The sequence below is a fragment of the Streptomyces sp. NPDC003042 genome (assembly GCF_053591315.1).
This window is the reverse complement of sequence record NZ_JBSFTP010000013.1, coordinates 75,203-101,847: the sequence shown is the minus strand read 5'-3', so window position 1 is coordinate 101,847 and position 26,645 is coordinate 75,203. Positions and strand designations below refer to the sequence as shown.

Genomic DNA, 26,645 nt, shown 5'->3' with positions numbered 1-26,645 from the left:
TGGTGTGATCAGTGACCCCAGTCTGTCAGCCGCGCCGACCGCAAGCCATCGGCGTCCCCCACAGGCCGCCGAAGCACCGGCAGGTCAGGCGGTCAGGCGGGCGTGACGGGGGCCCCGGCCCCGTGCCCGTCGCGGATCGCGGACAGGGCCGCGGTGTGGAGGGCGTACGGATCGCCGTGGGCCACGGGGCTGCCGGCGAGGGTGTACCACTCGTCCGCGTCGGTGTACTGGACCTCGAACCGGACCTTGCCGTCCGGCCCGCCGGTGGTGCGCAAGGTGAGCGGGCCGGTGATGACGCCGACCTCGTCGGTCATGGCGCCACCGGGCCCGGCGAGCACCTGGTCCTGCCACGGCCCGGGTGCGGTCATGAGGTGCAGGTGTCGAGCATCATGGTGAGCGTGGCCCTCTCGGCTTCGGTGACGGTCAGAGCGTACTGGGACTTCACGGTGGTCCAGGCGCGCCCGTACTGACACCAGCTCGAGGCGTCCGTGGGCTGCCACAGGTCGGGGCTCTGATCTCCCTTGGAACGGTTGGAGGACGCCGACACCGCCAGCAGCTGCGGACGGGTCAGGTCGTTGGCGAAGGCCTTGCGCCGGGCCGCCTCCCACCCCGAGGCACCCGACCGCCAGGCCTCGGCGAGCGGGACCATGTGGTCGATGTCCAGCTTCGAGGCCTCGGTGAGGGCCGCCCCGTCGTACAGGCTCTTCCAGCTGCCCGACACGGCGCGGCACTCCGCATCCTGGGTGACGCCGGCGCCGTCACGCTCGAGGACGACCTCGCGCGTGTCGCACTTGTCCCCCTGCTCCGCCCAGTGCGTGAACTTGTCGCGGCTGTACCCGGCCATCGTGCCGGGCCGGCCGACGCTCAGCGCGGCCAGCTGCGTCCTGGCCACGGCCGCGCTCACCATGCCGGGCAGCACGTCCCCGGCGGCCGGCTTCCCGCCACCGCCGGACGGCGCCGGCGCGGAGGGTATACCGCTCGCGGTCGCCACCGGCGTCGCCGCGCCCTTGGCGTCCCCGCCCCCCGAGCCCGGCCGACCGCACCCACTCACACCGAGCAGCAGCGCCACGGCCACCGCCCCACCACGCACCCATGTCTGACGCCGCATGACCCCACCCCGAGGAGACTTCGCACATTGTTTCGGGAAGACTACCCATAACCGGACATCCCTGCGCCTAAGGGCTGTCCCGTAATCCCCGGCGGGCGCACGACGACAGCTACGGCACCTCGCCGCGTTGTCGGAACGCCCGAATACGCCCAGTATGAGGACGCCCCTCCGCCTTGCGATGCACCGCATCTGACGCCGTGCGCTGATCCACCGGGGATTACGGGACAGCCCTTAGGGGTACGGCCCTGCCGCACGGCGCTTCACCTCCGGCGGAAGGCGGAGCAAGTCGGCCAGAGGCGCGCCCTGTTCGGCCCGGTGCACCGGACCGGACAGCGGTACCGGCACCGCCAGTGCCACGACCCCGGCGGTGCCGGGGCCAGCCCCGTAGGCGACCGGCTGCGGTGTTCAGCGGGCGGCAGCGCGCCGCCCGTACACGGTGGAACCTTGCGGTGGTCCTCGTCGGACGGGCCGCAGTCGGCCGGAGCGCGGGGTACGCCGGTCAGGCCCAGGACGCGGCCACCAGGGAGCGCTGGGCCGCCGTGAGGTGGGTGGCGGCGGCGAGCCAGGCCCAGGCGTACCCGTCCGCGGAGGCTTCGGTGAGGCGGCCGAAGGAGTCCCGGGGCCGCCGGTCCGCCTCGAGGACGAGCGCGGTGGCCAGGTCCGCCGCCGCCGCGAACCCGGCCCGCCGCAGCGGCCCGTACGCGGTGAGCGGTTCCGGTCCCCGGGCGGACTCGGCCACGGCCCGGCGGCCGCCCGCGACGCCCGTCTCCAGCAGCCGGCGGACCCGCCACAGGGGCGAGTCGGCCAGCGGATCGGGCTCCGGTGCGCGGGAGTCCGCCACCACCGGCTCGGGAGCCTCACCCGGGAAGTGGCTCCCCTGGAGCCGGTCGTAGCCGAGGTCGGCGCGGTCCAGCCACTCCGGCGGCAGCCGCAGCGTGTACGGAGCCCCGGGCACCGGCCCCACGGCGAGCGCGTGCAGTGTCGCCGCCCGGTCCGGGTCGGGCCGCCCCAGGACCCGTACCGCCAGGCCGGGATACCCGGCCAGCCGCCGCAGGTTGGCGGTGTGCGCCAGCTCGGGGTGCGGATGGGCGGGGCGCAGTCCGAGCAGGGGGGCGCCGGTGCGGACCGTGCCGTCGGGCGACAGCTCCCGCACCAGGAGGTGCTCACCGGACGCGCCGACGACCTGGACGTCGCAGCCCAGCAGGTCCGGCCCGGCGCCGGGCTGCGCGGCAGCGGCGGCCAGCGCCAGGGCCACCGCCTCGGCCGCCGGGCGGGAGAAGAGCGAGGCGAGGGGCTCCTCGGCCCAGGAGGCCCCGGGCGCCGGCGTGCCCCGGACACCGCGTCCGGCGCCGAGCCGCCCGTCGGGGGAGACCGTCGCGCCGACGATACGCAGACCCCCGCGCGCGAGTCCGGCGTGGTCGAGGGCGGCCCCGCCGAGAGCCACGGACGCGGCCCCGGCGCCCCGGGCGCGGGCGAGCCCGCCGGGGCGGACGTCGGACACCGAGTACCGGGAGCCGTCCTCGCCCAGCAGGTGGGTGACCACGCCCCCGTAGCCGGTGTCGGTCAGCACGGGCTCCCGGCACAGGCCGTGGACCCGGAGGCTGCCCCCGGGCCGGTAGGCCCGCCGGCCGCTCCCGGCCGCGGGGAGCGCCGCGGCCCGGAGCAGTTCCGCGAAGGCCGCGGCCAGGTCGGACAGCCGCTGCGCGGCGCTGCGTTCCCTGGCCGCGCGCAGGCCGCGTACGACCCGCAGGGCGGCGGCCTCGGCGTGCGGCAGCCCGGCGAGGCGCGTGGTGTGGGCGGCCCGCAACAGCTCGGCCTGGACCACCGCGCCCCCGGCGCTGACCCCGGCGGCCAGGGCCTCGGCGGCGGCCGCCCACAGCGCGGCGGCGGCCCGCCGCTGAGCGGGGCTGAGCGGTTCGGCCGACTCGCCCGTCCCCCCGACCCGGTCACCGGCCCGGTCGCCGGCCCCGTCACCGCCGCCGGACCCGGCCCGGTCGCCGGACCGGGCGTTGCTGTCGGACCGGGTATCGCCGGCCCCGGCCCGGGTTTCGGCACCCGCCCCCGGACCGGTGAGGGCGCCGACCTCGGACTCGGGTGTGGGTCCGGCACCGCCAGGGCCACCGGCCCCGGAGCCGGCCCTGGTCGAGAGCCTCGCGGCGGAGCCCGGTGGGGCCTCCGCGCCGGGGTCCGGCTCCGCCCCCGGCGCAGGATCCGCCAGCGGCGACGCGCCCAGTACGGCGGCCCGGTGCAGGCAGCGCGGCGCCAGCAGGCAGCCGCAGACGGCCTGTCCGGCCTCCGTCACCACCCCCGAGGGGCCCGGCAGCAGCGTGACCACCGCGTCCTCGCCGAAGCGGACGGTGACACTCCCGTCCGCCCCGGCCACCGCACCCTGCCCGCAGCTCTCGATGGCGGCGTCGAGCCGCTTGCGCAGCCGGGCGCTCAGGTTCTCCACGGCCTGCGCGAGGACCTCGGGGGCGACGGGCGGGAACGGACCAGTGTCGGCGCTGGTGTGGGTCATCTGGGTTCTCCACGGAGTCGTTCGCCCACCCAGCGGGCGAGGGCGAGAGGGCTGAGGGCGGCCACCGGCATCCCGGCCGCGACGAGTTGCCGCGCCACCGGCACCGAGTACCGGGGTGCGCCCGCGTCGTCGAGCGCGGCGCAGCCCAGCAGGTGGGCGCCGGAGGCGGCCAGGGCGCGGACCTCGCCGAGCAGGCCGCCGACCGGGGCGCCCTCCTCGAAGTCGCTGACGACGACGACCAGGGTGCGGCTCGGCACGGTGATCAGCGAACGGGCGTGCGCGAGGGCCGCCGCGATGTGCGTACCGCCCCCGACCCGGACCTCCAGCAGCAGCGACAGCGGATCGTCGACCCGGTCCGTCAGGTCCACGACCTGGGTGGAGAAGGCCAGGAAATGCGTGGACAGGGTCGGGACTCCGCCCAGCACCGCCGCCGTCAGCGCCGACCAGATGACGGAGGCCTCCATCGAGCCGGAGACGTCGACGACCAGGATCAGCCGCCAGTCGGCCTCGCGGGAGGCCCGGGTGCTGAACACCGGCCGTTCCGGTACGACCACCACCCGCCCGTCGTCCAGCCGGCGGGTGTGCGCGAGATTGGCCCGCAGGGTGCGCGCCAGGTCGATTCTGCCGCCGGGACGGCGGGTCGGGCGCGGGGTGGTCAGACCCGAGAGCGTGGGGCGCAGCCGGGTCGCCAGCTCCTTGGCCAGCTCGTCGACCAGCCGCCGCACCAGGGGCCGCAGACGGGCGAGTTGCCGCTCCGGCATGCCGCCCGCCAGCGAGAGCACCGAGCTCAGCAGCTCCACGGAGGGGCGTACGGCCGCCGGGTCGAGCTGGGCCAGTACATCGGTGCGGCCCGCGCCCGCCGCGTCGGCGAGCACCTCCTCGCGTACGTCGGCGCCGAACAGCGACTCCAGCTCCGCCGACCACTCCCGGGCCGTGGGGAAGGAGAGTTCGTCCCCGCCGCCCTGCCCTCCCCGGTCGACGTCGCCGGAGCCCTCGCCGTGCCCGGAGCCGTACAGCTCGTCGAGCGCGCGGGCGTAGCGGTGCGCGCCGGCCGGGAGCCGGTCGCGCTGGCGGCCGAGCAGCAGCCGCCACCGGTCGGCCGGTGCGAGGCGCCGGCCGGCGGGGGCGTCGGCGTGCGGCGGCGCCGGACCCGCGGGCCCGGGATCCGGGAGCTCGGGATCCGGGAGCTCGGATCGCGAACCGGCGGGCAGCGGCAGCTCCTTGAGCGCGGCGAGCCCGGCGGCGTCGGCGGCGGCCCACAGGGCGAGCAGCGCGGGCGGCGCGTCGAGCGAGAGGTCGACGCGGTCGCCGATCCGCTCGGTCACGGTGGACAGCAGCCGGTCGCGGGCCGCCGGGGAGAGTACGTCGAACCCGCCGCGCAGCGCGGGCAGGCGTTCCAGGAACCCCTCGTCGCCGAGGCTGTCCACCCGGTCCAGCAGCGGGGTGAGGGCGGCCGGGGAGGCGTCCAGCAGCGGCCCGGCGGCGCTGAGCACACCGGCGAGCCGACGGGCCAGGGTGCGCCGGCCGTCGGCGGTGGCCGCGCCGTCGACCCAGGCGGCGGCGCGGTTGCCCAGCGCGACGGCGGGATCCAGGTCCAGCAGCACCCGTACGGCCAGGGCCGCGCCCCGCATCAACGGGGAGGCGGTGGAGGCCAGTTCCGCCAGGGCGGCGTCCATCCGCAGCCCCAGCCGCCGGGCGGCGGCCCGGTCGGCGAGGGCTACGAGGGCGGCGGCGTCGGCGGGGTCGTCGCTGCCGGCGAGGCCGGGCAGGCAGCGTACGGCGGTGGCCAGCAGGTCACCGGTGAGCGCGGCGGCGGTGGCCCGGGCCGCGGGGGAGCCGCCGGGCAGATGCCCGCGCCGCAGGCCCTCCAACAGGTCGACGGCGTCGAGGAGTTCCGGCAGGGTGGCGGTGTCCGGCAGGACGGTGGCGACCTCGTCCAGGCGTACGTCGACCAGCTCGGGCAGATCGCACCGCGCGGCGGCGGCCAGCCCGGCCAGCGTCTGCGCCGCCGTCGGACCGCCGTCGGCGGCCTCGCGGCGGGCGAGATCCCGCAGCGTCCCGGCGGCCGCCTGGGCGGCGGTGACGCCGCGCACCCCAGCCAGGTCCAGGCGCGCCGGGACGGACGGCGTCCAGGACAGCCGCCACTTGCTCCCGAGGGCGGTGCCGTCACCGGTGGCGGCGACGGCGACGGGCTCTCCGTAGGAGGCACCGCAGACCAGCAGGCGCTGGAGCAGGACCTCGCGGCGGCCGTCGAGTTCGGAGCGCAGGGGGTCGAGGCGGACCTCGCGGGGTGCGGGATCCTCCGGGGACGGCAGGCGCAGCGCGGCCAGTTCCGCCTCGACGGAGGGGCCGAGCCCGGAACGCGGGGCGTGCGGGGTGGTGCGGCCTCGGCCGCCGCCGACGAGCACGGCCTCCAGGGCGCGGGCCAGCGCCCGCCCACGGCCGAGGAGCTCGCCCTGGCCGAGCACGGTGGTGACGGCCTCCAGCAGCTCACCCCGGCCCGGGGCGGGCAGCCCTCGCAGCACCGCCAGATCGCAGGCGAGGCGCAGCGTCTCGGCGGCCTCCCCGGTTCCGGCGGTGTGCCCGGCCCGGCGCAGCTCGCGGCACACCCCGGTGACGGCGACCGACGCCGCCTCCCGCAGTCGCTGCGGAACCCCGCCCGCGGCGAACACGGCCTGCTGCCAGAGCGGATCCCGGATCCCGGCGGGATACCCGGAGCGCGCGTCGAGCAGATCGAAGGAGTACGCCACGAACGAGGTCACGACCCCGTCGCCCCCCTGGTCCGTCCGGACCAGGGGGGTGTCCGGCCGGGCCGGGTCCAGCCTCCTCCGGCGAGCGTCGGTGCCCGTCAGGGTCCGGCGGGTGTCCCCGTCAGGCCTGGCGGTGTCGGCCTGACCGGCGGGGCCACCCGGTCGGGCCGGGTCGGGCCCGGATCCTGCAACCGGACCGGTGTCGGCCTGCGGCCCGGACACGCTGTCCTGGCGGGCGGCGGTGTCCCGCCGTGTCTGGGGGCCGGTGGCCCCGGCCGGGCCTGCGGCGGGTACGGCGTGGTCGGGACCGGTCCCCGATTCCGGGTCCGGACCGGTGTCGGCCTGCGGACCGTTCAGGCCGTGCGGGCCATCGGCCGGGCGCGGGACCGGGACGGCGGGGAGCAGCGCCGGGGCGTGGAAGGCGCCGATCAGGGCGGCCACCCGGCGTCCGCCGGTGGAGGCGGTGGCGATCACGCGCCGCATGTGGGCCTCGCGGGCGAGGTCCGTCGCGGGGACGGCGCCCGCGTCCGTGCGCAGCGCCCAGCCGACCCCGAGCGCGGCCCGGCGTACGGCCTCGGAGGAGCAGCCCGGAGCCAGCACCTCCACCGCGCGGTCCCACAGGTCGTCACCGTCGCGCCCGGTGCCGGACGCGGCGAGGGCGTCCGCGAAGCCACGTCCGCGGGCGCCGCCCGCTGCCACGGCGCCGTGATCCGTGCCACGGTCCGGGGCGGTGTCCGCTCCGGGGCCCGTCTCCGCGACAACTCCCGCGGGGGACGGCAGGGACCAACCGGGATCCGACAGCGGAAGGTCGCAGCACACGACCTCCACCCCCCGCTCCCGCGCCCAGCGGATCGCCGCCAGCTCCGGCGAGAAGTCCGCGAACGGGTAGAAGGCCATGCGCCCTTCCCGCCCGAGGCCGGCCAGCGCGACCGGGGCGAGCGTTTCCGGATCACCCAGGTGCGTCAGCCACGGCTGGAAGTCCGTCGGCAGCTCCACGCACACCACCTCCGCGCCCGCCGCCTCCAGCAGCGCCGGAACCACCGCCGCCAGCGCGGGACTGTGGTGGCGTATGCCCAGCAGGTACGGTGCGCGCGACGCGGCGAGCCCCTCCACCGCCGCCCGCGGATCGGTGAGCGTCAACGCAGGCTCCCGCGCAGGTCCCACAGCCGGCGCCACATCGCCGAGCCGTCCTCGGCCCGCCGGCGGACCGGGCCGTCCCAGTACCCCAGCAGCCGCCCGTGGTCGGCCGGGTCGTCCTTGCGCACGACGCCCAGCAGATGGCCCGGCAGCAGATCCAGCACGTCCCCGCCCGGCAGGTACGCGGCGGCCACCCCCAGCGAGGCCGCCACCTGCACGGCCTCGGCGGTGGACATGACCGTACCGGGCCGCTCCACGTCCCAGCCCTCGGCGCTGCGCCCCGAGCGCAGGTCCCGGAACACCGTGACGAGCGCGTCGAGCACGCTGTCGTCCACCGCGAAGGCCGCTCCTGCGCGCTGCACGGCGGCGACGGCCTGGCGCCGGATCAAGGTGGCCTCCGCGTCGGCGTCCGCGATCGGCGCGACCGTCTCGAAGTTGAAGCGACGCTTGAGCGCGGCCGACATCTCCGAGACGCCCCGGTCCCGCAGGTTGGCGGTGGCGATGACCGTGAAGCCGGGTGCCGCCGTGACCAACGCGTCCTGGGTCGCCGTCAGTTCGGGCACGGTGACCCGCCGGTCGGACAGGATCGACACCAGCGCGTCCTGCACCTCCGGCAGGCAGCGGGTGATCTCCTCGACGCGCACCACCCGGCCCGTCCGCATGGCGGAGAGCACGGGGGAGTCGACCAGGGCCTCGGAGGTGGGGCCCTGGGCGAGCAGCAGGGCGTAGTTCCAGCCGTACCGGAAGGCGTCCTCGGTGGTGCCCGCGGTGCCCTGCACGGTGAGGGCGCTGGTGCCGGACACGGCGGCGGCCAGCAGCTCGGACAGCATCGACTTGGCGGTGCCCGGCTCGCCGGTGAGCAGCAGTCCGCGCTCGCCGGCCAGGGTGACCACGCACCGTTCGACCAGGGCGCGTTCGCCGACGAACTTCGGCGCGATCACCAGCTTGCCGGGCAGCCCGGCACGGCGCCCGGGCAGGGCGAGCTCCGCGCCCTCGCTGCCGCACACGAAGGTGACCACCGCGCGCGGTGTCAGCGCCCAGCCGGGCGGCCGGGGCCCGGCGTCCTGGGCTGCGAGGAAGGCGAGTTCGACGGCGTACCGCTCCTCCGCCGGCATGACCTGCCGGGCGGGAGAGGGGTCGGGGGCCGGAGCGGGCTGGTCGATGACGGTCATCAGGTCCTCTGAGTTCTGGATGGATCGTGGGAAAGACAAAAAAGGGCGTCGCCGGGAGCGGGCCCGGTGGGGGCGGCGCGCCGCCGCCCCCACCGGATCCCGGCCAGGTCAGCGCCGCCGCGCCGCCGTGCGCTTCACCTTCAGCTCCTCGAAGCGCGGTACGTCGCCCTCCCGGACCCGTCCCCACGCCCGGCGGTACAGGTCCGCGGCCGGCTGCGTGGGCACGAGCACGCCGCCCAGCACCGTCCGCCCGCTCTCGGCGAGCGGCGCGTACATCGGCAGCTTCCACAGCTCCACCGGCAGCGCCGGGGAGTCCATCTCGGCCCACCCGCCGGGCAGGAACAGCGAGCGCCCCGCCCGGCTGCGGCCGGCCGCCACCACCAGGTCGGTGGCGGCCAGTTCGGCGCGCGCCGCCTTCAGCCGGGCCGGCTTCCAGCCCGTCCAGCGCGCCGTGTTGCGGTCGGTGGGATCGGGCATCGCGAGCAGCGCGAGGTACAGGGCTGCGGCGTCCGCCCCCAGTCCGTACGCGGCGCCCGCCTCCGCCACCAGCTCCGGCACCGAACGGCTCGGGTCCTGCGGCCACCACGTCCCGTCCTTGTCCACGGCGCCCGCCGCCGGTGCTCCCGGATCGGCGAGCAGCGCGGCGAAGCCCGGGTCGTGGGCCAGGCGCAGCGCGGTCTCGGGCCCCGACGGGTGCTGGTCGGTGCCGCGCAGCAGCGGCAGGTACGGGTCGCTGCCCGTCGAGTCCAGCAGCGCCGGCCGCAGGGCGGGCCTCGCGTGTTCGCCTTGGACGGCCAGCACCACCGCCCCGTACCGCTCGTAGCCCTCGCCGCTCTCGGTCGGCGTGCCCGCCGCCTTGCGGAAGTCGGCCAGGTCGGTGTAGTGGCCGACGGCCAGCAGCAGGCCGGGCGCGGCGAGGCGCTGGCGCACCGCCGTCAGCGCGGGCGGCAGGCAGGCCCGTAGGGGATCACCGGCGGGAAGCCGGTGTGCCAGCCACGCCATATGGGCCATCGCCCCCACGAACACGGACGTGTGGAAGAGAGCGGCGGCCGGCTCCACGGGCACCGCCTGGCCCTCCTTCACCGCCCATTCCGCGTCGGTGGAGAGCGCCGGAGCCGCCGCCGGGTCGAGCAGGGCGGGCAGCGCCCGGTGCGCGGCCCAGCTGGTGTCCACGTGCCGTGCCGCCTCGGCGAGCAGCCATTCGGGCACGGGCGTACGTCGGCCCACGCGCCGGTTCCATACCTCGGCGGCGGCGGCCGCGTCCGGGCCTTCGGTCCACAGCAGCGCCGGGTCGGCGGGCAGCAGCGCGGCGACCAGCTCCCGCCGTACGTCGAAGCGGAGTTCCATCAGGTCGTCGCGGGCGGGGGCGGCGTCGGCGGCCTTGATCCCGAGAGCGGTACGCAGCCCGGCGGGCAGCCAGGACCGATCGAACGTGTCCAGGCGTGGCAGACCGGCGAGCACCAGCGCGGCCATGGCGGTGGAGACCCCGGTCAGGCGGCTGAACTCCTCGGCCGCGCCGGGGAACCAGGGCGCCGCGCCCCGCTCGGCGGCCTCGCGCAGGAAGGCGGCCAGCCAGCCGGCCCCGCGCTCCGAGTCGCCCAGCGGCGCGGGGGTCACCCGTACGGTGTAGGGCGAGGGAACCGTGAAACGGCCGCTCGGGTCGTGCAGGAGCGCACCGAACTCGTGGCCGCCGACGACCTCTTCGCGGTGCTCCGTCAGGCCGAGCGCGGAGCCGCCCCCCAGGGGCAGGACGCTGCGGTGATACGCACCCCGAACGTGGCCGTCGGGCCCCGTCAGGTGGGCCAGGTCGAGCCGGACCCGCACGCGGCGCCAGCGCCCGGCGGACTCCTCGGCCGAGCCGAGGCCCAGGGCGTCCAGCTCGGCGAGCACCCGGCACAGCGCCGTCCGCTGCTCCTCGTCGGCGCCGGTCACGACCGCGCGGTACGCGACCGCCGCGGGCTGGTCCAGGAAGGCATCGCTCCACGGGAACGCCGAGTGGCCCAGCGTGGGCACGTCCATGTGCAGTCGGCCGGGCACCGCCTCGGCCGCGGTGTCGGCGGCCGCCGCGGCGAGCGCCCGCAGAGTCCGGAACGCCGTGTCGCCGTCCGCGCCGTAGCGGTAGTGCCCCGGGCCCACGAGGCCGTTCAGCGCGCCGTCGAGCACCATGTCGGAGGGGCCCCGCTCGGCCGGGGGAGCGGCGTTGACGACGCCCGGCTTCAGCGCCTCCGCCAGCGAGGCCAGGGCCTTGCGCTGGTGCAGCGCCGTCCGCAGCTTCGCGACCACACCGCCGAGCAGCGCCGGCGCGGTGACCTGCGGCAGGGCGGCGCTCACGAGCGCCGACAGCTCGTCGGGCCCGGTGGCCTCGGCGGCCGCCTTCAGCAGCACTCCGGCGCTCGCCCCGTCCACCGCGCGCAGCGCCGCCGAACCCTCGGGGTCCCGGGCGCGCAGGCAGTACCAGTAGGGGAGCGGCGGGAGTTCCACGCAGTGCGCGCCGTACGTGCCGCTGTTGCGGTCGGACCGGGCCTGGGAGGTGACGACCCCCTCCGGATCGCTGAGCGTCAGCATCCGCCAGTCGGACGACACGGCGCGCGGCCGGTCGTCGCCGGGCAGGCTCAGCGCCGCGCACGGAACGCGGCCGTCCGCCCGCACGGTGACGGCGCGCCCGGCGTTGTCGGAGCCGTGCCAGCCCCGGTCGGGCGTGTGTACGGCACGCCAGCCGAGCAGGCCGTCCACCGGGGCCCCGAGCACCGAGCCCTCGACCGTGGGCGTGGGCCGCAGCCAGTTCTGGCCGATGCTGTCGGGCAGGGTGCTGCCCTGGGCGTGGCCGCGCAGGGCGTCGGCGAGGAAGGCCGGCATCGAACGGCGCCCGGTCAGGCCGGTGGCCGGGTCGTACTCGGCCCATCCCGCCTCGCCCGGCTCCGGGTTCCGCTCCCAGGCCCAGTACGAGGTGCCGTCGGAGATGACCGCCCGCTCGGCCGGCAGCAGGGTGTCGCCCGGGTGCAGGACGCCGCAGCCGGTGGTGCGGCCGCCCCCCGGCAGCGGCAGGGTGACGTGCTCGGAGCGCAGCGACCAGTAGGTGGCGGTGGAGTCCAGGGTGAGGACCTCACCCGGTGCGCTGAGCCAGTAGCCCTGGACCGGGCTGTTGTAGGTGGCCCAGAAGACCAGCAGGTCGCCGTCGGTGTAGTGGAACCCGGGCTGGATCTGGGGGCCGGTGGGGATCCGCAGATCGTGCGTCAGCACGGTGGAGTCGGCGTCGATGACCCGGACCTGCGTGGAGTTGGCCACGATCACATGGGGCCAGGCGTCCATCACGCTCACGCGCCCCTTACCGGGCGACAGCTCGGCGAGGGCCTCCTCCCAGGCGGGCCAGGCCAGCTCCTCGAACAGGCCGCCGCGCAGGGTGCGCGCGAGGATCTCCCCCAGGTCGGTGGCGGCCACCCGGGCCACTTCGGCCGGGGCGAGCGCCAGGGCCTCGGCGGGCAGCCAGCTCACGCGCCGGACGGCGTCGGGCAGTTCCGGCAGCGCCGAGGCCGTGGAGGTGGTGGCGACCTCGCGGACCCACTCCGCCACCAGGGCGCTGCTGCCGGGCGACCGGGCGAGCAGCCGGACCGTCGTCGTCCCGTTGGACGCGCGGCCGTTGAGTCCGTGCAGGGCGCGGAAGAAGGCGGGCCGCAGCCCCTCCTCGGCGCACAGGGCCCGCAGATCGCGCCGCTCGGGCGCGGTGGCCCACTGCTCCAGGCCCAGCACGCCGGGGGCCCGGCCGCTGCCGGCTTCGGTGACCGACAGACCGAGGGAGAGCAGCAGGTCGAGGAGGTTGACGTCCTGGAGGCCGAGGCGCAGACCGTCCTGACGCTCGGGGGCGGCGAGTTCGGTACGCAGCCGCTCGGCGCAGCGGGTGACGAGCCGCAGCAGCGCCGGCAGCGCGGGCGGGGTGCCCCAGCCGCTGTACCGGGCGGTGTGGAAGCGCTCCAGCCAGCCGGCCGCGCCGTCGGCGCAGCGTTCCTCGGCGGGCAGGCCGCCGTCGGCCAGCCCGGCGGTGGCGCCCGACTCCTCCAGCAGCTCCAGCCACAGCGCGGCCAGTTCGGCGGCCTCGCCGCCGCTGGGCATCAGCCCGAGCAGGGTTCCGCGTACGGACGGCACGCGCCGGGCCAGTGCGACGAGCGCGGTGCGGTGGGACTTCCACCAGCCGGTCGCGGCGCGCAGGGTGGCGGGCAGCGGCAGCAGCTCGGCGACATACTCCTCTTCGGCCTCGGTGCCGCTCAGGCCCGCCGCGCGGGCCAGCCGGCGCAGCTCGACGGCGACCTGCGCGGACGGCGGGAGTCCGCCCGCGGTGCGGCGTACGCACAGTCGGCGGAAGCGGTCGAGGGCCTCGGCGGGGGAGACCCGCAGCGCGAGGTCCTTGCCGTAGCCGGTGAGCACCTTCACCGGGAGGGCGCCGGCCAGCGCGAATTCGAGGAAGACGGCGTCCAGCCGGTCCTCGTCGACGGCCAGCCCGAACTGGGCCTCGCTCCCGCGGGCCCGGCCGAACAGCTGCGCGGCGTAGGTGGTGTTCTCCACGGCGAGGAAGGTGCGCGCGGCCTGCTCGTAGAAGACGGGCAGGAAGTGCGGGACGGAAGCGGCCAGCCGGCCCGCCAGCTCGTGGCAGGCGTCCAGGGCCGCCTTGGGCTTGGTCTTCGCCTGGCGGGCCAGCCGGTCCAGCTCGGGGACGACGGCCAGCGCGTGGTGACCGTCCTCGGGGTGGTGCACCAGCACCCACTCGGGGAAGCCGAGCGCCTGACGGCGGCCGAGGCCGACCACGGGCGGCTCGCCGTCGAGTACGAGGCCCAGGAAGCCGGCGGCGAGATCCTCGGCGGCGCCCAGCTCGGCCGCGGCGAGCCGGACGACGACGCGCTCGTCCCCGAGGGCCGGGTGACGGTACGTCCGGGCGGTCAGCGCTACGGCGTCCGCGCCCGCGCCGGTGGCGTCGGCCGGCAGGACGGCGCCCGCCCGGAGCAGTGCGGCCGCGCTGTCCGTACCCGTGCTGGTGGTGATGGTCGTGGTGTTCACGCGTCCCCGCCCTCCTCGATCTTGCGCCCGGCGTACAGCGCCGCGGCCATCCGCATCCCCTCGGACCAGGCCACCGGCCCGACCTCGCCGAGCCGCACCGCCCGGCCGTCCTCGTCGTGCCAGTTCAGCGCGCCGGTGGCCGACTCGTCCTCCCAGTACGGCTCGCCGATCCACACGGCCGCCTCCACCGCGCGGCCCGAGTCGCGGACCTTGCGGGTGGCGTAGCCGCCGGAGACCCGGTAGCCGAGTCCGGTGGCCCGGGCGGCGAGGCTGAACCGGGACGGGAACACCCCGCCCGCGTAGTCCCGTACCTCGGTCGCGGCCGGCGCGTGGTCCGCGGGCCTGGCCCACGTCGCCCGGTGGATCTGCTCGACCCGCTGGGTGATGCCCAGTTCGGCCGCGAAGTCCCGTACGTCGTCCAGGTCGGCCAGCAGCACCGGGTGCGGCAGCGTCACCGTGCGCGGGGAGAGCCGTACGGTCTCGCCGTCGAGGTTGACCACCTTCAGCTCGCCCGAGGCGGTGGCGTCGCGCAGGAAGCCCACGTCGTCCGGGTCGTCGCCGACGATCGCGAGGTCGCGCAGCGCGCCCTGCCAGGCCGCGTCGGGCCAGACCCGGGCGAGGAGGGTGGTCGGCACCGGCAGCGAGGACACCATCCAGGTGTCCACCTGGGCGACGCACGCCGCCTCGTGCCGGTCGAGCCATTCGGAGAGCCGGCGCAGCCGGTCCACCTCCGGATGATCGCGCAGCGCCTTCGGGAGCGCCTTCAACTGCCGCCCCGCGGGCCGCCGTGCCGCGACCCGCCCCTCCACGAGGGCGATCTCGTACCCCTCGTCCACCGCCAGCCAAGCCATCAGCCCGTGCCCCTCCCGCCTGTCCGTATCCGCATCCGCGCAGCCCGCGGCCCGGCGCCATCGCCTGGTGAGCCGCGGTATGCGGGGAGAGTAGCGAGCCGCACTGACAACGCCGTCTCCCAGGCCCCTCGGGCGGGCTGAGGGACCGTCGCGCAATACGGCTCACGGACGACGGCGGTACGGGACGAACGAGGAGGCCCCGGCTGCCGGGGCCGTCCACTGCCCGCTCAGCCGGCGTCGGCGGCGTCCGGTGCGGCGGCGTCGAGGGCGGCGGTGAGGCGGCCCAGGCGCGCCTGGAGGTCACGGATCTCGGCCAGGTCGAAACCCGTGGCCGTCGCGATCCGCCGGGGGACCTCCACCGCGCGCTCGCGCAGCGCGGCGCCCTCCCCGGTGAGTACGGCGTGGACGGACCGCTCGTCCTCGGTGCTGCGCTCGCGCCGGATCAGACCGGCCGCCTCCAGGCGCTTGAGCAGGGGGGAAAGGGTCCCCGAGTCGAGCCGTAGGTGCTGTCCGAGCTGCTTGACGGGCATGGTGCCGTGCTCCCAGAGCACGAGCATCACCAGGTACTGGGGATAGGTCAGGCCCAGATCCTTCAGGATGACGCGGTAGAGCCCCCCGAAGGCACGGCTCGCGGCGTTGAGCGCGAAGCAGATCTGGCCGTCCAGGCGGAGGAAGTCCTGGTCACGGAGGGTGTCGGCGGGCTGCTCGGTCATGGTTCCCAGTGTACCGGAGGGCGCCTTGCGAGCCATTTAGTTGTGCACAACTGAATTGTGTGCTCTAGTTGTGGTCGAGGGTCGGCCACCGGCCGCCCCGCCCCTGCGAAAGGACCTTCCGATGGACGCGCTGTACACCGCTGTCGCCACCGCCAACGGCCGCGAGGGCCGCGCCGTCAGCTCCGACGGCCAGATCGACCTCGCGCTCGCCATGCCCCCGGCGCTGGGCGGCAACGGGCAGGGCACCAACCCCGAGCAGCTGTTCGCGGCCGGCTACGCCGCCTGCTTCGCCAGCGCCCTCGGCCTGGTCGGCCGCAAGGCCAAGGTCGACACCAGCGACGTCTCCGTCACCGCCGAGACCTCCATCGGCCAGGACGCGGGCGGCTTCGCGCTCGCCGTCACCCTGCGCATCGAACTCCCCGAGTCCCTGGCGGGCGAGACCGGCGCGCTGCTGGTCAAGCAGGCGCACGAGGTCTGCCCGTACTCCCGCGCCACGCGGGGCAACATCCCCGTCGAGCTCGTCATCGAATAAGTCGCACAGCGGCGGGCCGAGCTGCCGCGCCGACGCGGCGCGGGCGGGCCGGGTCAGTGGCGCCGTTGGAGCACCCCCCGTACGTACGCCGCCTGCCCCGCGTGCTGGAGGTCGTCCGCGAGGACGCTGACCAGGCGCACCCCGAGGGTGACCGGGGGGTCCCAGCTTTCGTCGACCACCCGGTCCAGGTCGGCGGCGCCGAGGCCGCGGACGAACCGCAGGGTCTGTTCGTGCACCGCGTCGAAGTAGCCGAGCAGCAGCTCGCCCGAGTCGACGCGGACCGCTCCTGCCTGCTTGGCGGTGTGTCCGTAGCCGGTGGCCTCGGCGGGCAGCCGCAGGGCGAACCGGTCGTGCCACTCCTGGTCCAGCCACACCTCGGCCGACTCCGAGGCCTCGGCGACATGGCCGTCCTGCACCCGCGTCAGGTGCCAGACCAGCCAGGCGATCGAGTTCGCCGCCGGGTCGAGCCGGGCGTTGAGTTCCTCGGCCGGGAGGCCCTCCACCACTTCGTGGACCACCTCCTGGATGCGGCCGAAGCCGTCGGTGAGCAGCGCCGTTGCCTTCATGTGCCGTCTCCAGCCGTGTGCGTGGGGCGGCCCCCGCCCGGGGGCCGTGGGTGCCCAGGCCGGCCGGCCGGTCGCGGCGGCGGCAAGGGCACCCGTACGGTCCAGGCTGCTGTTTCCTAGCGGGCGGCGTCCCGATCCCAGCGGTAGAACCGGTGCGCCATCGCGTCCTTCGGGCTCCGCCAGGTCTGCGGGTCGTGCGGACTGATGAACGCCGAGAGCCGGTCGCTGAGATCGCGGAACTCCGGGTGGCCGGTCACCTGCGCGATGGCCGGACCGGGGTCCTTCTCGGACTCGATCAGGTGCAGGTACACGTCGCCGAACTGGAAGAGACTGCGACGGCTGACCCCGACCAGGCCGGGCAGCTCACCCGCGTCGGAGGCGGCGAACAGCCGGGCGATGTCGGGCGCCGAACCCGGCGCCATGCGGGCCACGATGAGGGCTTGGTGCATCGGAGACTGCCTTTCGTCCGTCAGCGGATGCCGAGCACGGGGTCGAGACCCTCCCGCACCCGCTCTTCGATCTTGTCCCGGATGAGCGCCATCTGGATCCGGGAGTTGCGGTTGATGTTGTCGGTCATCCAGGCGTCGTCGACCGGGGCGTCCGGCTTCATCGCGAAGTCCTGGACCCACCGCATCCGGGTGCCGCCGGGCACCGGCGCGTACTCCCAGTGGATGTTCATGTGCGCGAACGGGCCGGTCTCGACGCGGCGCGCGCGCACGCTGAGACCCTCGCGGTCCACCGTGCGCTCCGAGACCCAGCTCCACACGACGCCGTTGTCGTCGGGGTGCATGGTCAGGCGGAACTTCGTCGTGTCCCCGACCTCGTCGAGGATCTCGACCGACGCGTACTCGCTGAACAGGTTCGGCCAGTTCGCGAGGTCGTTGGTCACGTCCCAGACGACGTCCACGGGGGCCTTGACGGTGATCTCGTTGTCGGTGTGTCCAGGCATCTCTCAGGCTCCTGTCATGAGGCTGTTGTTGACGAGGTCGAGGAACTCGCGGGGGCTCTTGCAGCGGTCCGCGTCGGTGGGCAGCGCGCGACCGCGACGGTTCTCCAGCTCACCGACGATGCCGAGCAGGCCCAGTGAGTCGAGGCCGTAGTCGTCGAACTGGGAGTCCGGACGGCTCGCCATCTCGGTGGGGTCGACGGTGATGCCGGCGCTCTTCATCAGGGCCGCCAGCTCTTCCATGGTCAGTCGGTCGGACATGGGGTGCCTTCTCTCTTTCCTGCGACCGCCGGTCCCGCGCGACCCGCCGCTCGTGCGGGATCACACAGGTCCTGCGGGTCTTGTGGAGTGCCGCGCCGAAGCCCCGCGCGGTCCGCTGATGGCGTCGGGTCCCGATTCCTAGGTGCCGGATCCAGGCCCCTTGCGAAGGACGAGTGCCGCGTTCGATCCCATCAGGCCCCGGCTCAGCACGAGCGCGGTCCGCAAGGGCGCGACACGGGCGCTGCCGGTGACCACGTCCAGGTCGTGGCACACGTCGAAGACGTTCGGAGTGGGAGGCACGACGCCGTGCTCCAGCGCCAGGACCGCGGAGGCCACGTCCAGGGTCGCGGCCGCGCAGTACGCCCGTCCCGTACCGGTCTTGGGAGCGGTCACCGCCACCTTGGCGCCGTGTCCGCCGAGCGCCTCGTGGATCGCCCGCGCCTCGGCGGCGTCGGCCTCCGGCGTGCCCAGGGCGTCGGCGAAGACGACGTCCACCTCCTCGGGGGCGCAGCCGGCCTCGCGCAGTGCCCCGCGGATCGCACGGGCCAGGCCTTCCGCCGACTCCGCCCAGCGCCCCGGCCCGGTGAAGGTCGCGGCGTGGCCGGCCAGTACGGCCCGCACGGTCGCGCCCCGCCGCCCGGCCGCTTCCGCGTCCTCGACGACGAACATCGCGCCGCCCTCCGCCGGGACGAAGCCGCACGCCTGGGCGGTGAAGGGCCGGTAGGCGCGCTCCGGGTCGTCCTGGGCGCTCAGCCCCGGGTAACCCAGCTGGCAGACCACCGAGTACGGCGCGAGCGGGGCCTCCGTGGCGCCGACGAGCATGGCCCGGCTGCCCTGGCGGATCGCCCGTGCGGCGTGCGCGAAGGCGTCCAGCCCGCCCGCCTCGTCGCTCGCCACCACACCGCACGGGCCCTTGAACCCGCGCCGGATGGAGACCTGGCCGGTGCTCGCCGCGTAGAACCAGGCGATCGACTGGTACGGGCCGACGTAGCGGGGGCCCTGCCCCCACAGCCGTTGCAGCTCGCGCTGCCCGAACTCGCCGCCGCCCGATCCGGCCGCCGTGACCACGCCCACCGCGTACGGGTCGTCCTCGTAGTCCGACCGGCCGAGCCGGGCGTGCTCCAGGGCGAGTTCGGCCGCGGCGAGGGCGTAGTGGCTGAAGCGGTCGGTCTGTACGAGGAAGCGGTCGTCGACCAGGGCTCCGGCGTCGAAGCCCCGTACCTCACCGGCGACCCGCAGGGGAAGGTGCTCGCACCCCTGGCGGGTGACCCGGTCCAGGACGCCGACACCCGCCTGGGTCGCCTTCCAGAAGGCGTCGGCGCCGATCCCGTTGGGCGCGACGACCCCGATGCCCGTGACGACCACGCTCTTGCCGGCAGTACGGCTGTTCACGCGCGTACCTCCTTGGGCTGGGTCATGACCACGGCGGACTGGAAGCCGCCGAAACCACTGCCGACGGAGAGCACGTTGCGCAGCGTGTGGCTGCGGGCGGTGCGCGGCACGTAGTCCAGGTCGCATTCAGGGTCGGGGGTCTCGTAGTTCGCGGTCGGCGGCACCACGTGATGGGTCATGGCCAGCACGCACGCGGCGAGTTCGATCGCCCCGATCGCCCCGAGCGAGTGCCCCACCATGGATTTGATGGAGGTCATCGGCGTCTTGTACGCGTGCTCGCCCAGCACCCGCTTGACGGCAGCGGTCTCGTGGCGGTCGTTCTGCTTGGTGCCGGAGCCGTGCGCGTTCACGTAGTCGATGTCCGCGGCGTCGATCCGGGCCTGCCCCAGGGCGGTCTCGATGGCCCGGGCCATCTCCAGGCCCTCGGTGGTCAGCCCCGTCATGTGGTGGGCGTTGCCGAAGGTGGCGTACCCGCCGATCTCGCAGTAGACGCTCGCGCCGCGGGCCCGGGCGTGCTCCAGCTCCTCCAGGACGAGGACCGCGCCGCCCTCGCCGAGGACGAAGCCGTCCCGGTCGGCGTCGAACGGCCGTGAGGCGTGCGCCGGGTCGTCGTTGTTCGCCGAGGTCGCCTTGATGGCGTCGAAGCAGGCCACGGTGATGGGGGAGACGGGGGAATCGGAGGCGCCGGCGATACACACGTCCATCCGGCCCTCCTGGATGGCGTGCACGGCGTACCCGACGGCGTCGAGACCGGACGTGCAGCCGGTGGAGACGGTCTGTACGGGGCCGCGGGCCCCGGTCTGCTCCGCCACCGCCGAAGCGAGGGTGGCGGGGGTGAAGGCGCGGTGCAGGAACGGGGACGCGAGCCGGTGGTCCACGTCCCACCACGCGCCCCGCTGGCTGACGGCGACGTAGTCGTGTTCCAGGCGGGTGGTCCCGCCGACGGCCGTGCCCAGCGAGACGCCCGTACGCCACGCCCCGTCACCGTCGAGGTCGAGGCCGGCATCGGCCACCGCCTCACGGGCGGCGACCAGGGCGAACTGGATGTACCGGTCCGCCCGGGCCGTCTCGTCGGGGCCGAGGCCGTGTGCGGCGGGGTCGAAGTCGACCTCGGCGGCTATCCGGGAGCGGAACCCGGTCGGGTCGAAGAGGGTGATGCCACGGGTCGCCGTACGCCCGTTGGACAGCAGGTCCCAGAAGGCGGAGGCGCCGATACCGCCGGGGGCGACGACACCGACCCCGGTGACGGCGACCCGCCGGCGGGTCACGAGACCACCCTGGTGTGCTCGGGCGGGCGCTCCGCCCAACCGGAGGCCTCCGGGTTCGGAGCCTCCTCCGTGTCGACGTGCCCCAGCTCGGGGCGCGGGGCGAGGGGGCCGAGGTGGAAGACCATCCGGGCCTCGGTGTCGCCGACGTTGCGGAAGCGGTGGCGCACGTTCAGCGGGACCAGCAGCCCCTGATCGGTGCGCAGCGGATGGGGATCGCCGTCGAGGTCGACCTCGAGCCTGCCGCTGACCACGTAGACGAACTCCTCGGAGTAGGGGTGGTAGTGCTCGGCGATCGACTCGCCGGGGGCCATCACGGCCAGGCCCATGAAGCCGCTGGTCGAGCCCACCGAGGTCGGGGTGAGCACGGCCCGCAGATCACCTCCGCGCCTGCGGTTGGGCTGGGTCTCGCTGAGGTCGACGATGCGCGGGTGATGTCTGGTCATGGCTGACTTCCTCCTGGCGGATGGGGAGCCTGGTCGTGGGCTGCCGGTGGTGGGGGGTACGAAGGGCCGGGGCCGGCCGGGGGAGAGGGACACGGCCGCGGCCCGTCCGGATCAGGACTGCGCCGGAGCCCGACGGTCGGTGATCAGGTCCATGGGGTGGGGGGCGGCCGGATCGGCTCCCGGGGACGTGGCCAGCAGGCGCTCCAGTACGGCCGCCTGACGGGGTCCTTCGATGCCGAAGTCCCCGCCGGGAACGGTGTCCGAGGGCCCCCGCACATCGAGCAGACGGACGACGATGTCGTCCCGCTGGAAGATGCTGCTGCTCAGCACGGGGCCGGCGGGGCGCTGGGCCGCGGCCTCGTCCTGCCCGGCCAGGAACCGGGCGAGCAACTGCCCGCAGCCCGCCTTGGCCGGGTAGAACAGCGCGTGCCGCTCGACCAGCGCCGGTTGCGGGCCGTGCGCGGCGACGTGGTGGACGGCCGGGAGGGCCGCCCGCATGAAGAACATCCGGGCGGACTCCGGATCGGCCAGGTCCCGGTCCTGCTCCAGGTACGGGTTGATGGCGTGCTCGACGGCCCGGACCTCGGGCTGCTCGGACACGTGCCGCAGGGCGGCCATCAGGTCTCCCTGGACCTCCACCGCCCGCACGACCCGGTTGCCGTGCATGAACAGCGAGGTGCGGCAGAGCCGGGTGTGCTCGTCGACGCGTGCGGCCGGGGACGCGTACGAGGACAGGATCTCGGCGACCTGCTTCTCGCTGCCGGGCTTGACCGTGAAGGTCAGGGCGTGGCGCACGATGCCCGCGCCGAGCCGGGGGGCGTCCTGGAGCCGGCTTCCGAGCGAGGCCCGCGCCGGGTCCTCGTAGCGCCTGCCGGTCTCCCGCAGGACGGTGAACTTCAGCGGGCGCATGGAGCGTGCGCAGGCGCCCAGCGGCCGGACCTGCTCGGCGTGCTCCTCGCTGTTCACCCAGGCGAGGTACTGGGGCGCGCTCTCCCACTCGCTGGTGATCAGCCACTGGGAGGGATTCTCGAAAGACTGGCAGAGCTGGTCGCCGAGGTGGCCGGGCACGGACGCGATGTCGTGCCGCAGCTGCTCGTAGGCCTCGAAGAACTGTTGCTGGACGCCCTCGTGCAGATCCATCAGCAGGACGACCCGGAGCATCGAGCCGTCGAAGGCGGACTGCGACACCCGTTCGGACAGGGTGGTTGTCATCTGCTCACTCCTTCGTGCGTGCATGGAGGCCCGGCGTGCTGCGCGCTCGCATGCGTCATCGGCGGCGACTGTCCGGGGTCGCGGGGCCGGCGGCCTCCGCGGTCGGAACGGCGGGACCGAGAGGCCCGGCCGCTGTCGCTCATCGTCATCCGGCCGGGTACGGATCGCTACATCTCCGGATCAAGCGGGTGACAACCGGCGACTCGCCAGGGCACGAAGGCTGATCGGGGGCATAAGGCGACTACTGCCCCCCACAGGAAACAGGAGCCCGCAGCTGATGGAAGAGCATGCCGATGTTCGCGTACCGGTCCTCGTCGTGGGCGGCTCCCTCGTGGGCCTGTCCACCTCGCTGTTCCTGAGCCGTCACGGCATCAGGCACCTGCTGGTCGAAAAGCACGCCGGTACCTCCGTCCACCCCCGCGGCCGGGGAATCAACGCCCGGACCATGGAACTCTTCCGGACGGCGGGTGCCGAGCCCGCCATCCGCAAGGAAGCCTCGGCGCTTGAGGCCAATCAGGGCATTCTGCAGACGCAGTCGCTCATCGGCGGCGAGCACACCTGGCTGGTCAAGGAGGTCGACCCGACCGGGGCGATCGCCCGGTTCAGCCCGACCGGCTGGTGCCTGTGCAGCCAGAACAACATCGAGCCGGTGCTCGCGGCCCAGAGCGGCGCGCAAGGCGCCGATGTGCGCTTCTCCACCGAACTGATGAGTTTCGACCAGGACGCCACGGGCGTGACCGCCCTGGTGAAGAACCGCGAAACCGGTGAGCACCTCACCGTCCGCGCGGACTTCCTGATCGCCGCCGACGGCCCGCGCAGCCCCGTCCGGGAGGCACTGCGCATCCCGCAGACGGGCAACGGCGAGCTGTTCCACAACGTGAGCATCACCTTCCGCTCCGAGCGGCTCGCCGAGGTCCTGGGCGACCTGCGGTTCATCGTCTGCTACCTGATGCGTCCGGGCGCCGACGGGGCCCTGCTTCCGGTGGACAACAAAACCCAGTGGGTCTTCCACGCCCCCTGGCACCCGGAGACGGGCGAGACCCTGGAGGACTTCACCGACGAGCGCTGCGTGGCGCAGATCCGCGAGGCGATCGGCGTACCCGACCTGGACGTCGAAATCGGCGGCACGGCGCCCTGGCACGCCGCGGAACGGGTCGCGGAGCAGTACGCGGTCGGCAGGGTCTTCCTGGTCGGCGACGCGGCCCACGAGATGGCCCCCACGGGAGCGTTCGGCTCCAACACCGGCATCCAGGACGCGCACAACCTCGCCTGGAAGATCGCGGCGGTACTGAGCGGCTCCGCCGGACCGGAACTGCTGGACACCTACGAGGCCGAGCGGCTCCCGGTGGCCCGCGCCACGAGCGAGCGCGCTTCCGCCCGTTCGGCCGAACACAGCCACCCCGGGTACGTACCGCCGCCCACCCTGGGCGGCGGCCCGGGCAGCGGGGTCCTCACCACGGCGATGGGTTACTGCTACCCGCGCGGCGCGGTCGTCGGCGCGGACCCCTCCCGGCCCGTCATCCCGGAAGCGCTGCGGCTCAAGGGCGATGTCGGCACGCGCGCGCCGCACATGTGGCTGACCCGGGCCGGGCAGCGGATCTCGCTCCTCGACCTCTACGAGCAGTCGTTCGTGCTGCTCAGCGGCGAGGGCACGCCCTGGCGGGCGGCGGCCGGCCAGGTGGCGCGGCAGCTGGGCGCACCCCTTGAGGCCTGGACGATCGGCTCCGCACCGGGCGCCGACCTCGTCCAGGCACAGGACGCCGACTGGGCGGAAGTCCACGAGCTGCCGGCCGACGGAGCGGTGCTCGTACGCCCGGACGGGTTCGTGGCCTGGCGCTCGGAAGGCGCCGTGGCCGACCCGGAGACCGTGCTCCTCGACGTGATGTCGCAGCTGCTGCGGCGCCGCTGACGCGGTAGCCGCACTCAGCGGCAGGCCCAGCACCCCGCCCAGCATCCGTGGCCCGGTGGCCGCGGACGCGGGCGGCGGTGCGCGGCCCGGGCGGGCCGGGACGCGGCACGGGCGGCCCGGCCCGCGAGGCAGGCGACCACGACCGCGATCGCGGCCAGTTCTTCCGGTTCGGCGGTGCCACGGTGGACCCGGAGCAGGCTCGATATGGGAACGTCGCTTCGCATCGACACGGCCTCTCATCAGGAGAGTTCACCTTGTCGGGCCATCAGGACCCTGACGCTCACGACGCTACGAGCCCGCCGTCGGCCTGTCGTGCGGGGGAGCTCTGTCCACACCCATTCGTGCGACACGCCCGGGACCAGAGGCCTCGCGGGCGCTCCCGTCGCACGCTGTACCCATCGCGGAAGAAGGCCCCGGACCAATTGACGTCCGGGGCCTTCTTCTGCGTATATTCAATGTTTCACGTCTCGCCTGAAAGAAGGCGTCGACAAGCTTTGCAGAGGCACCGTATCGCGCCGGGAGTGGAATTGTCAAACATGGAAATCCAAAATGAGCAGCGATTCATCACTCGGCTGTACGCACGCCTCGAAGCCCTGCGCGACGAAGCCGAACGCGCTGTTCACGGAGGTTTGGGAGACAGCGGGAGCGGGTTTCAGGCGCGACTGGAGCGGGATGTGCTCGTAGCCGAGCAATCAGGTCTGCTTTCCGCACTGAATTCGGCCGAAGAGGGGCTCTGTTTCGGGCGGCTCGAGTTCTCGGACGGCCGGGACCACCACATCGGCCGTATCGGAATCAGGCAGGACGACGCCGATCGCACACCCCTCGTGCTCGACTGGCGGGCCGACGTGGCACGCCCGTTCTACCTGGCGACCGGCCACGTCCCCATGGGCCTGCGCCGCCGCCGGCACATCACCACCCGGGGACGGCAGGTCACCGCCCTGCACGACGAGATCCTCGACCTCGCCGACACCGAGCGCACCGGCCACGAAGGGGCCGACGCCGACGCCGTGCTGCTCGCCGCCCTCGACGCCGCCCGCACCGGCCGCATGCACGACATCGTGCGGACCATCCAGGCCGAGCAGGACCGCGTCATCCGCTCGCCCCACCGCGGAGTCCTGGTGGTGGAGGGCGGCCCCGGCACCGGCAAGACGGCCGTCGCCCTGCACCGCGCCGCCTACCTCCTCTACGCGCACCGCGAACTGCTCGCCAAACGCGGTGTGCTGATCGTCGGCCCGAACCCCGCCTTCCTCGGCTACATCGGACAGGTGCTGCCGGCCCTCGGCGAGACGGGGGTACTCCTCGCCACCCCCGCCGACCTGTTCCCCGGCGTCCACGCCACCGGGCGCGACCGCCCCGGCGCCGCGGCCGTGAAGGGACGCGCCGCCATGGCGGACGTCCTCGCCCGCGTCGTCGCCGACCGGCAGACACTGCCCGAGGCCGTGCCCGCCGGCAGCGGCGAGGACAACGCCGTGGTCCCCGAACCGGCCCTGGAGATCGACCACGACGACCACGGGACGCTGCTGCTGGACCGGACCATGGCGTACAAGGCCCGCGACCGGGCCCGCGCCACCGGCCTGCCCCACAACCTGGCGCGCCCCTACTTCGCGTTCGCCGTCATCGACGACCTCACGGCCCAGGTCGCCGACCGGCTCGGCGCCGACCCCTACGGCGGCCCCAACCTGCTGGGCCCGGACGACGTCGCGCAGATCGGCAAGGAGATCGCCACCAGCGCCGAGGTCCACGCCGCCATCGACACCCTCTGGCCGCCCCTGACGCCACGGCAGCTGATGCGCGAGTTCCTCGCGGAGCCCACCTATCTCCCCGACGAGGACGCCGCGCTGATCCGGCGCGCCACCGGCGACTGGACCCCGGCCGACATCCCGCTGCTCGACGAGGCCGCCGAACTGCTCGGAGTCGACGACAGCGCGCAGCGGGCCGCCGAGGAGCGCGACCGGCTGGAGCGCATCGCCTACGCCCAGGGCGTTCTCGACCTGTCCCAGGGCTCGGAGTCCTACGAGTTCGAGGACACGGAGAACGAGTTCCTCGCCGCCCACGACATCATCGACGCGCAGCGCATGGCCGAGCGGCACGAGGAGGCCGACCACCGCACGACCGCCGAACGGGCCGCCGCCGACCGCACCTGGGCCTTCGGGCACGTCATCGTCGACGAGGCGCAGGAACTGTCCGAGATGGCATGGCGCCTGCTGATGCGCCGCTGCCCCACCCGTTCGATGACGCTGGTCGGCGACCCGGCGCAGACCGGCGACGAGGCGGGCTGCGGCTCGTGGCAGCAGATCCTGGACCCGTACGTCGGGGACCGGTGGGAGCGCGTACGGCTCGGCGTCAACTACCGCACGCCGGCCGAGATCATGGACGTCGCCGCAGCCGTCCTGCGGGCCCACCACCCCGGCTTCGAACCCCCGGACTCCGTACGGTCCACGGGGGTGCGGCCCTGGGTCCGGGCGACCGACGACCTGGTGGGCACGGTCGCCGAGGCGGTACGCGCCGCCGCACCGGCGGAAGGGCGCCTGGCGGTGATCGCGCCGGGCCCGCTGCACCCCGCGCTGGCCGGGGCGCTGCCCGGCGTACGCGCGGGCGAGGAACCGGACCTGACCCGCCCGGTCGTCCTGCTGGACCCGCGCCAGGCCAAGGGGCTGGAGTTCGACACGGTGATCGTCGTCGAGCCCGCGGACCACCAGCCGAGCGACCTCTACGTCGCCCTCACCCGCGCCACCCAGCGCCTCGGGGTGATCCACACCGGCCGCCTCCCCGAGGGCCTGCCCGGCTGACCGCCACCGGGCGCGGGAGGCGGGCCGCGGGC

General features: G+C 74.9%; 21 protein-coding genes. 3 read left to right on the top strand and 18 right to left on the bottom strand.

Annotated features, from left to right (window positions below; genetic code table 11):
• Positions 1-92 precede the first annotated feature (92 nt).
• The 8 genes from ACWDYJ_RS10480 to ACWDYJ_RS10445 all read right to left on the bottom strand — a co-directional run bounded on the left by ACWDYJ_RS10480 (position 93) and on the right by ACWDYJ_RS10445 (position 15,295).
• Positions 93-368 (bottom strand): hypothetical protein, encoded by a 276-nt coding sequence (locus ACWDYJ_RS10480; RefSeq protein WP_451565108.1) that lies wholly within the window; start codon positions 366-368, stop codon positions 93-95.
• On the bottom strand, positions 365-1,108 hold the full coding sequence (locus ACWDYJ_RS10475) for a GmrSD restriction endonuclease domain-containing protein (protein WP_451565107.1): 744 nt from the start codon (positions 1,106-1,108) through the stop codon (positions 365-367). Before ACWDYJ_RS10475 ends, ACWDYJ_RS10480 begins: the two co-directional genes overlap by 4 nt.
• Positions 1,109-1,607: 499 nt before the next feature.
• On the bottom strand, positions 1,608-3,626 hold the full coding sequence (locus tag ACWDYJ_RS10470) for a hypothetical protein (RefSeq protein ID WP_451565106.1): 2,019 nt from the start codon (positions 3,624-3,626) through the stop codon (positions 1,608-1,610).
• Positions 3,623-7,516 (bottom strand): vWA domain-containing protein, encoded by a 3,894-nt coding sequence (locus tag ACWDYJ_RS10465; protein ID WP_451565105.1) that lies wholly within the window; start codon positions 7,514-7,516, stop codon positions 3,623-3,625. The genes ACWDYJ_RS10470 and ACWDYJ_RS10465 overlap by 4 nt, the downstream gene beginning before the upstream one ends.
• Positions 7,513-8,685: an ATP-binding protein gene (locus ACWDYJ_RS10460; RefSeq protein WP_451565104.1), complete on the bottom strand. Its 1,173-nt coding sequence runs from the start codon at positions 8,683-8,685 to the stop codon at positions 7,513-7,515. The genes ACWDYJ_RS10465 and ACWDYJ_RS10460 overlap by 4 nt, the downstream gene beginning before the upstream one ends.
• A 108-nt stretch (positions 8,686-8,793) precedes the next feature.
• Positions 8,794-13,731: a DNA-binding protein gene (locus ACWDYJ_RS10455; RefSeq protein WP_451565103.1), complete on the bottom strand. Its 4,938-nt coding sequence runs from the start codon at positions 13,729-13,731 to the stop codon at positions 8,794-8,796.
• Positions 13,728-14,582 carry a DUF4132 domain-containing protein gene (locus tag ACWDYJ_RS10450; protein WP_451565102.1) on the bottom strand — a complete coding sequence of 285 codons (855 nt, stop codon included), beginning with the start codon at positions 14,580-14,582 and terminating at the stop codon, positions 13,728-13,730. The genes ACWDYJ_RS10455 and ACWDYJ_RS10450 overlap by 4 nt, the downstream gene beginning before the upstream one ends.
• 227 nt (positions 14,583-14,809) lie before the next feature.
• Positions 14,810-15,295, bottom strand: coding sequence for a MarR family winged helix-turn-helix transcriptional regulator (locus tag ACWDYJ_RS10445; protein ID WP_451565101.1), 486 nt, complete (start codon positions 15,293-15,295; stop codon positions 14,810-14,812).
• 121 nt (positions 15,296-15,416) lie between these two features.
• Here ACWDYJ_RS10445 and ACWDYJ_RS10440 point away from each other — a divergent pair, with 121 nt between their 5' ends.
• Positions 15,417-15,827, top strand: a complete 411-nt coding sequence (locus tag ACWDYJ_RS10440; protein ID WP_451565100.1) for an organic hydroperoxide resistance protein — start codon at positions 15,417-15,419, stop codon at positions 15,825-15,827.
• Between the two features lie 53 nt (positions 15,828-15,880).
• Here the strand turns inward: ACWDYJ_RS10440 and ACWDYJ_RS10435 are convergent, their stop codons facing one another.
• The 8 genes from ACWDYJ_RS10435 to ACWDYJ_RS10400 form a co-directional block, all read right to left on the bottom strand.
• On the bottom strand, positions 15,881-16,393 hold the full coding sequence (locus tag ACWDYJ_RS10435; RefSeq protein ID WP_451565099.1) for a mycothiol transferase: 513 nt from the start codon (positions 16,391-16,393) through the stop codon (positions 15,881-15,883).
• A 116-nt stretch (positions 16,394-16,509) separates the two neighbouring features.
• Positions 16,510-16,842, bottom strand: a complete 333-nt coding sequence (locus ACWDYJ_RS10430) for a TcmI family type II polyketide cyclase (RefSeq protein WP_451565098.1) — start codon at positions 16,840-16,842, stop codon at positions 16,510-16,512.
• A gap of 20 nt (positions 16,843-16,862) precedes the next feature.
• Positions 16,863-17,342, bottom strand: coding sequence for an SRPBCC family protein (locus ACWDYJ_RS10425; RefSeq protein ID WP_451565097.1), 480 nt, complete (start codon positions 17,340-17,342; stop codon positions 16,863-16,865).
• A 3-nt stretch (positions 17,343-17,345) separates the two neighbouring features.
• Complete coding sequence (locus tag ACWDYJ_RS10420; protein ID WP_451565096.1) at positions 17,346-17,600, bottom strand: phosphopantetheine-binding protein; 255 nt, start codon at positions 17,598-17,600, stop codon at positions 17,346-17,348.
• Positions 17,601-17,738: 138 nt separating this feature from the next.
• Positions 17,739-18,992, bottom strand: a complete 1,254-nt coding sequence (locus ACWDYJ_RS10415) for a beta-ketoacyl synthase N-terminal-like domain-containing protein (RefSeq protein ID WP_451565095.1) — start codon at positions 18,990-18,992, stop codon at positions 17,739-17,741.
• The gene (locus ACWDYJ_RS10410; RefSeq protein ID WP_451565094.1) at positions 18,989-20,260 is read right to left on the bottom strand and encodes a beta-ketoacyl-[acyl-carrier-protein] synthase family protein; all 1,272 of its coding nucleotides are present in this window, start codon (positions 20,258-20,260) and stop codon (positions 18,989-18,991) included. The genes ACWDYJ_RS10415 and ACWDYJ_RS10410 overlap by 4 nt, the downstream gene beginning before the upstream one ends.
• On the bottom strand, positions 20,257-20,703 hold the full coding sequence (locus ACWDYJ_RS10405; protein WP_451565093.1) for a cupin domain-containing protein: 447 nt from the start codon (positions 20,701-20,703) through the stop codon (positions 20,257-20,259). Before ACWDYJ_RS10405 ends, ACWDYJ_RS10410 begins: the two co-directional genes overlap by 4 nt.
• A 111-nt stretch (positions 20,704-20,814) precedes the next feature.
• Entirely contained in the window at positions 20,815-21,915 is a 1,101-nt protein-coding gene (locus ACWDYJ_RS10400; protein ID WP_451565092.1) for a SchA/CurD-like domain-containing protein, read from the bottom strand.
• Positions 21,916-22,192: 277 nt separating this feature from the next.
• Between ACWDYJ_RS10400 and ACWDYJ_RS10395 the strand changes: the two genes are divergently transcribed.
• Positions 22,193-23,824, top strand: coding sequence for an FAD-dependent oxidoreductase (locus ACWDYJ_RS10395; RefSeq protein ID WP_451565091.1), 1,632 nt, complete (start codon positions 22,193-22,195; stop codon positions 23,822-23,824).
• Between the two features lie 14 nt (positions 23,825-23,838).
• On the opposite strand, the gene ACWDYJ_RS10390 is transcribed toward ACWDYJ_RS10395, so the two are convergent.
• Entirely contained in the window at positions 23,839-24,048 is a 210-nt protein-coding gene (locus ACWDYJ_RS10390; RefSeq protein ID WP_451565090.1) for an acyl-CoA carboxylase epsilon subunit, read from the bottom strand.
• Positions 24,049-24,354: 306 nt separating this feature from the next.
• Entirely contained in the window at positions 24,355-24,516 is a 162-nt protein-coding gene (locus ACWDYJ_RS10385; protein WP_451565089.1) for a hypothetical protein, read from the bottom strand.
• Between ACWDYJ_RS10385 and ACWDYJ_RS10380 the strand changes: the two genes are divergently transcribed.
• Complete coding sequence (locus ACWDYJ_RS10380) at positions 24,499-26,613, top strand: HelD family protein (RefSeq protein ID WP_451565088.1); 2,115 nt, start codon at positions 24,499-24,501, stop codon at positions 26,611-26,613. The genes ACWDYJ_RS10385 and ACWDYJ_RS10380 overlap by 18 nt on opposite strands.
• Positions 26,614-26,645: the final 32 nt, after the last annotated feature.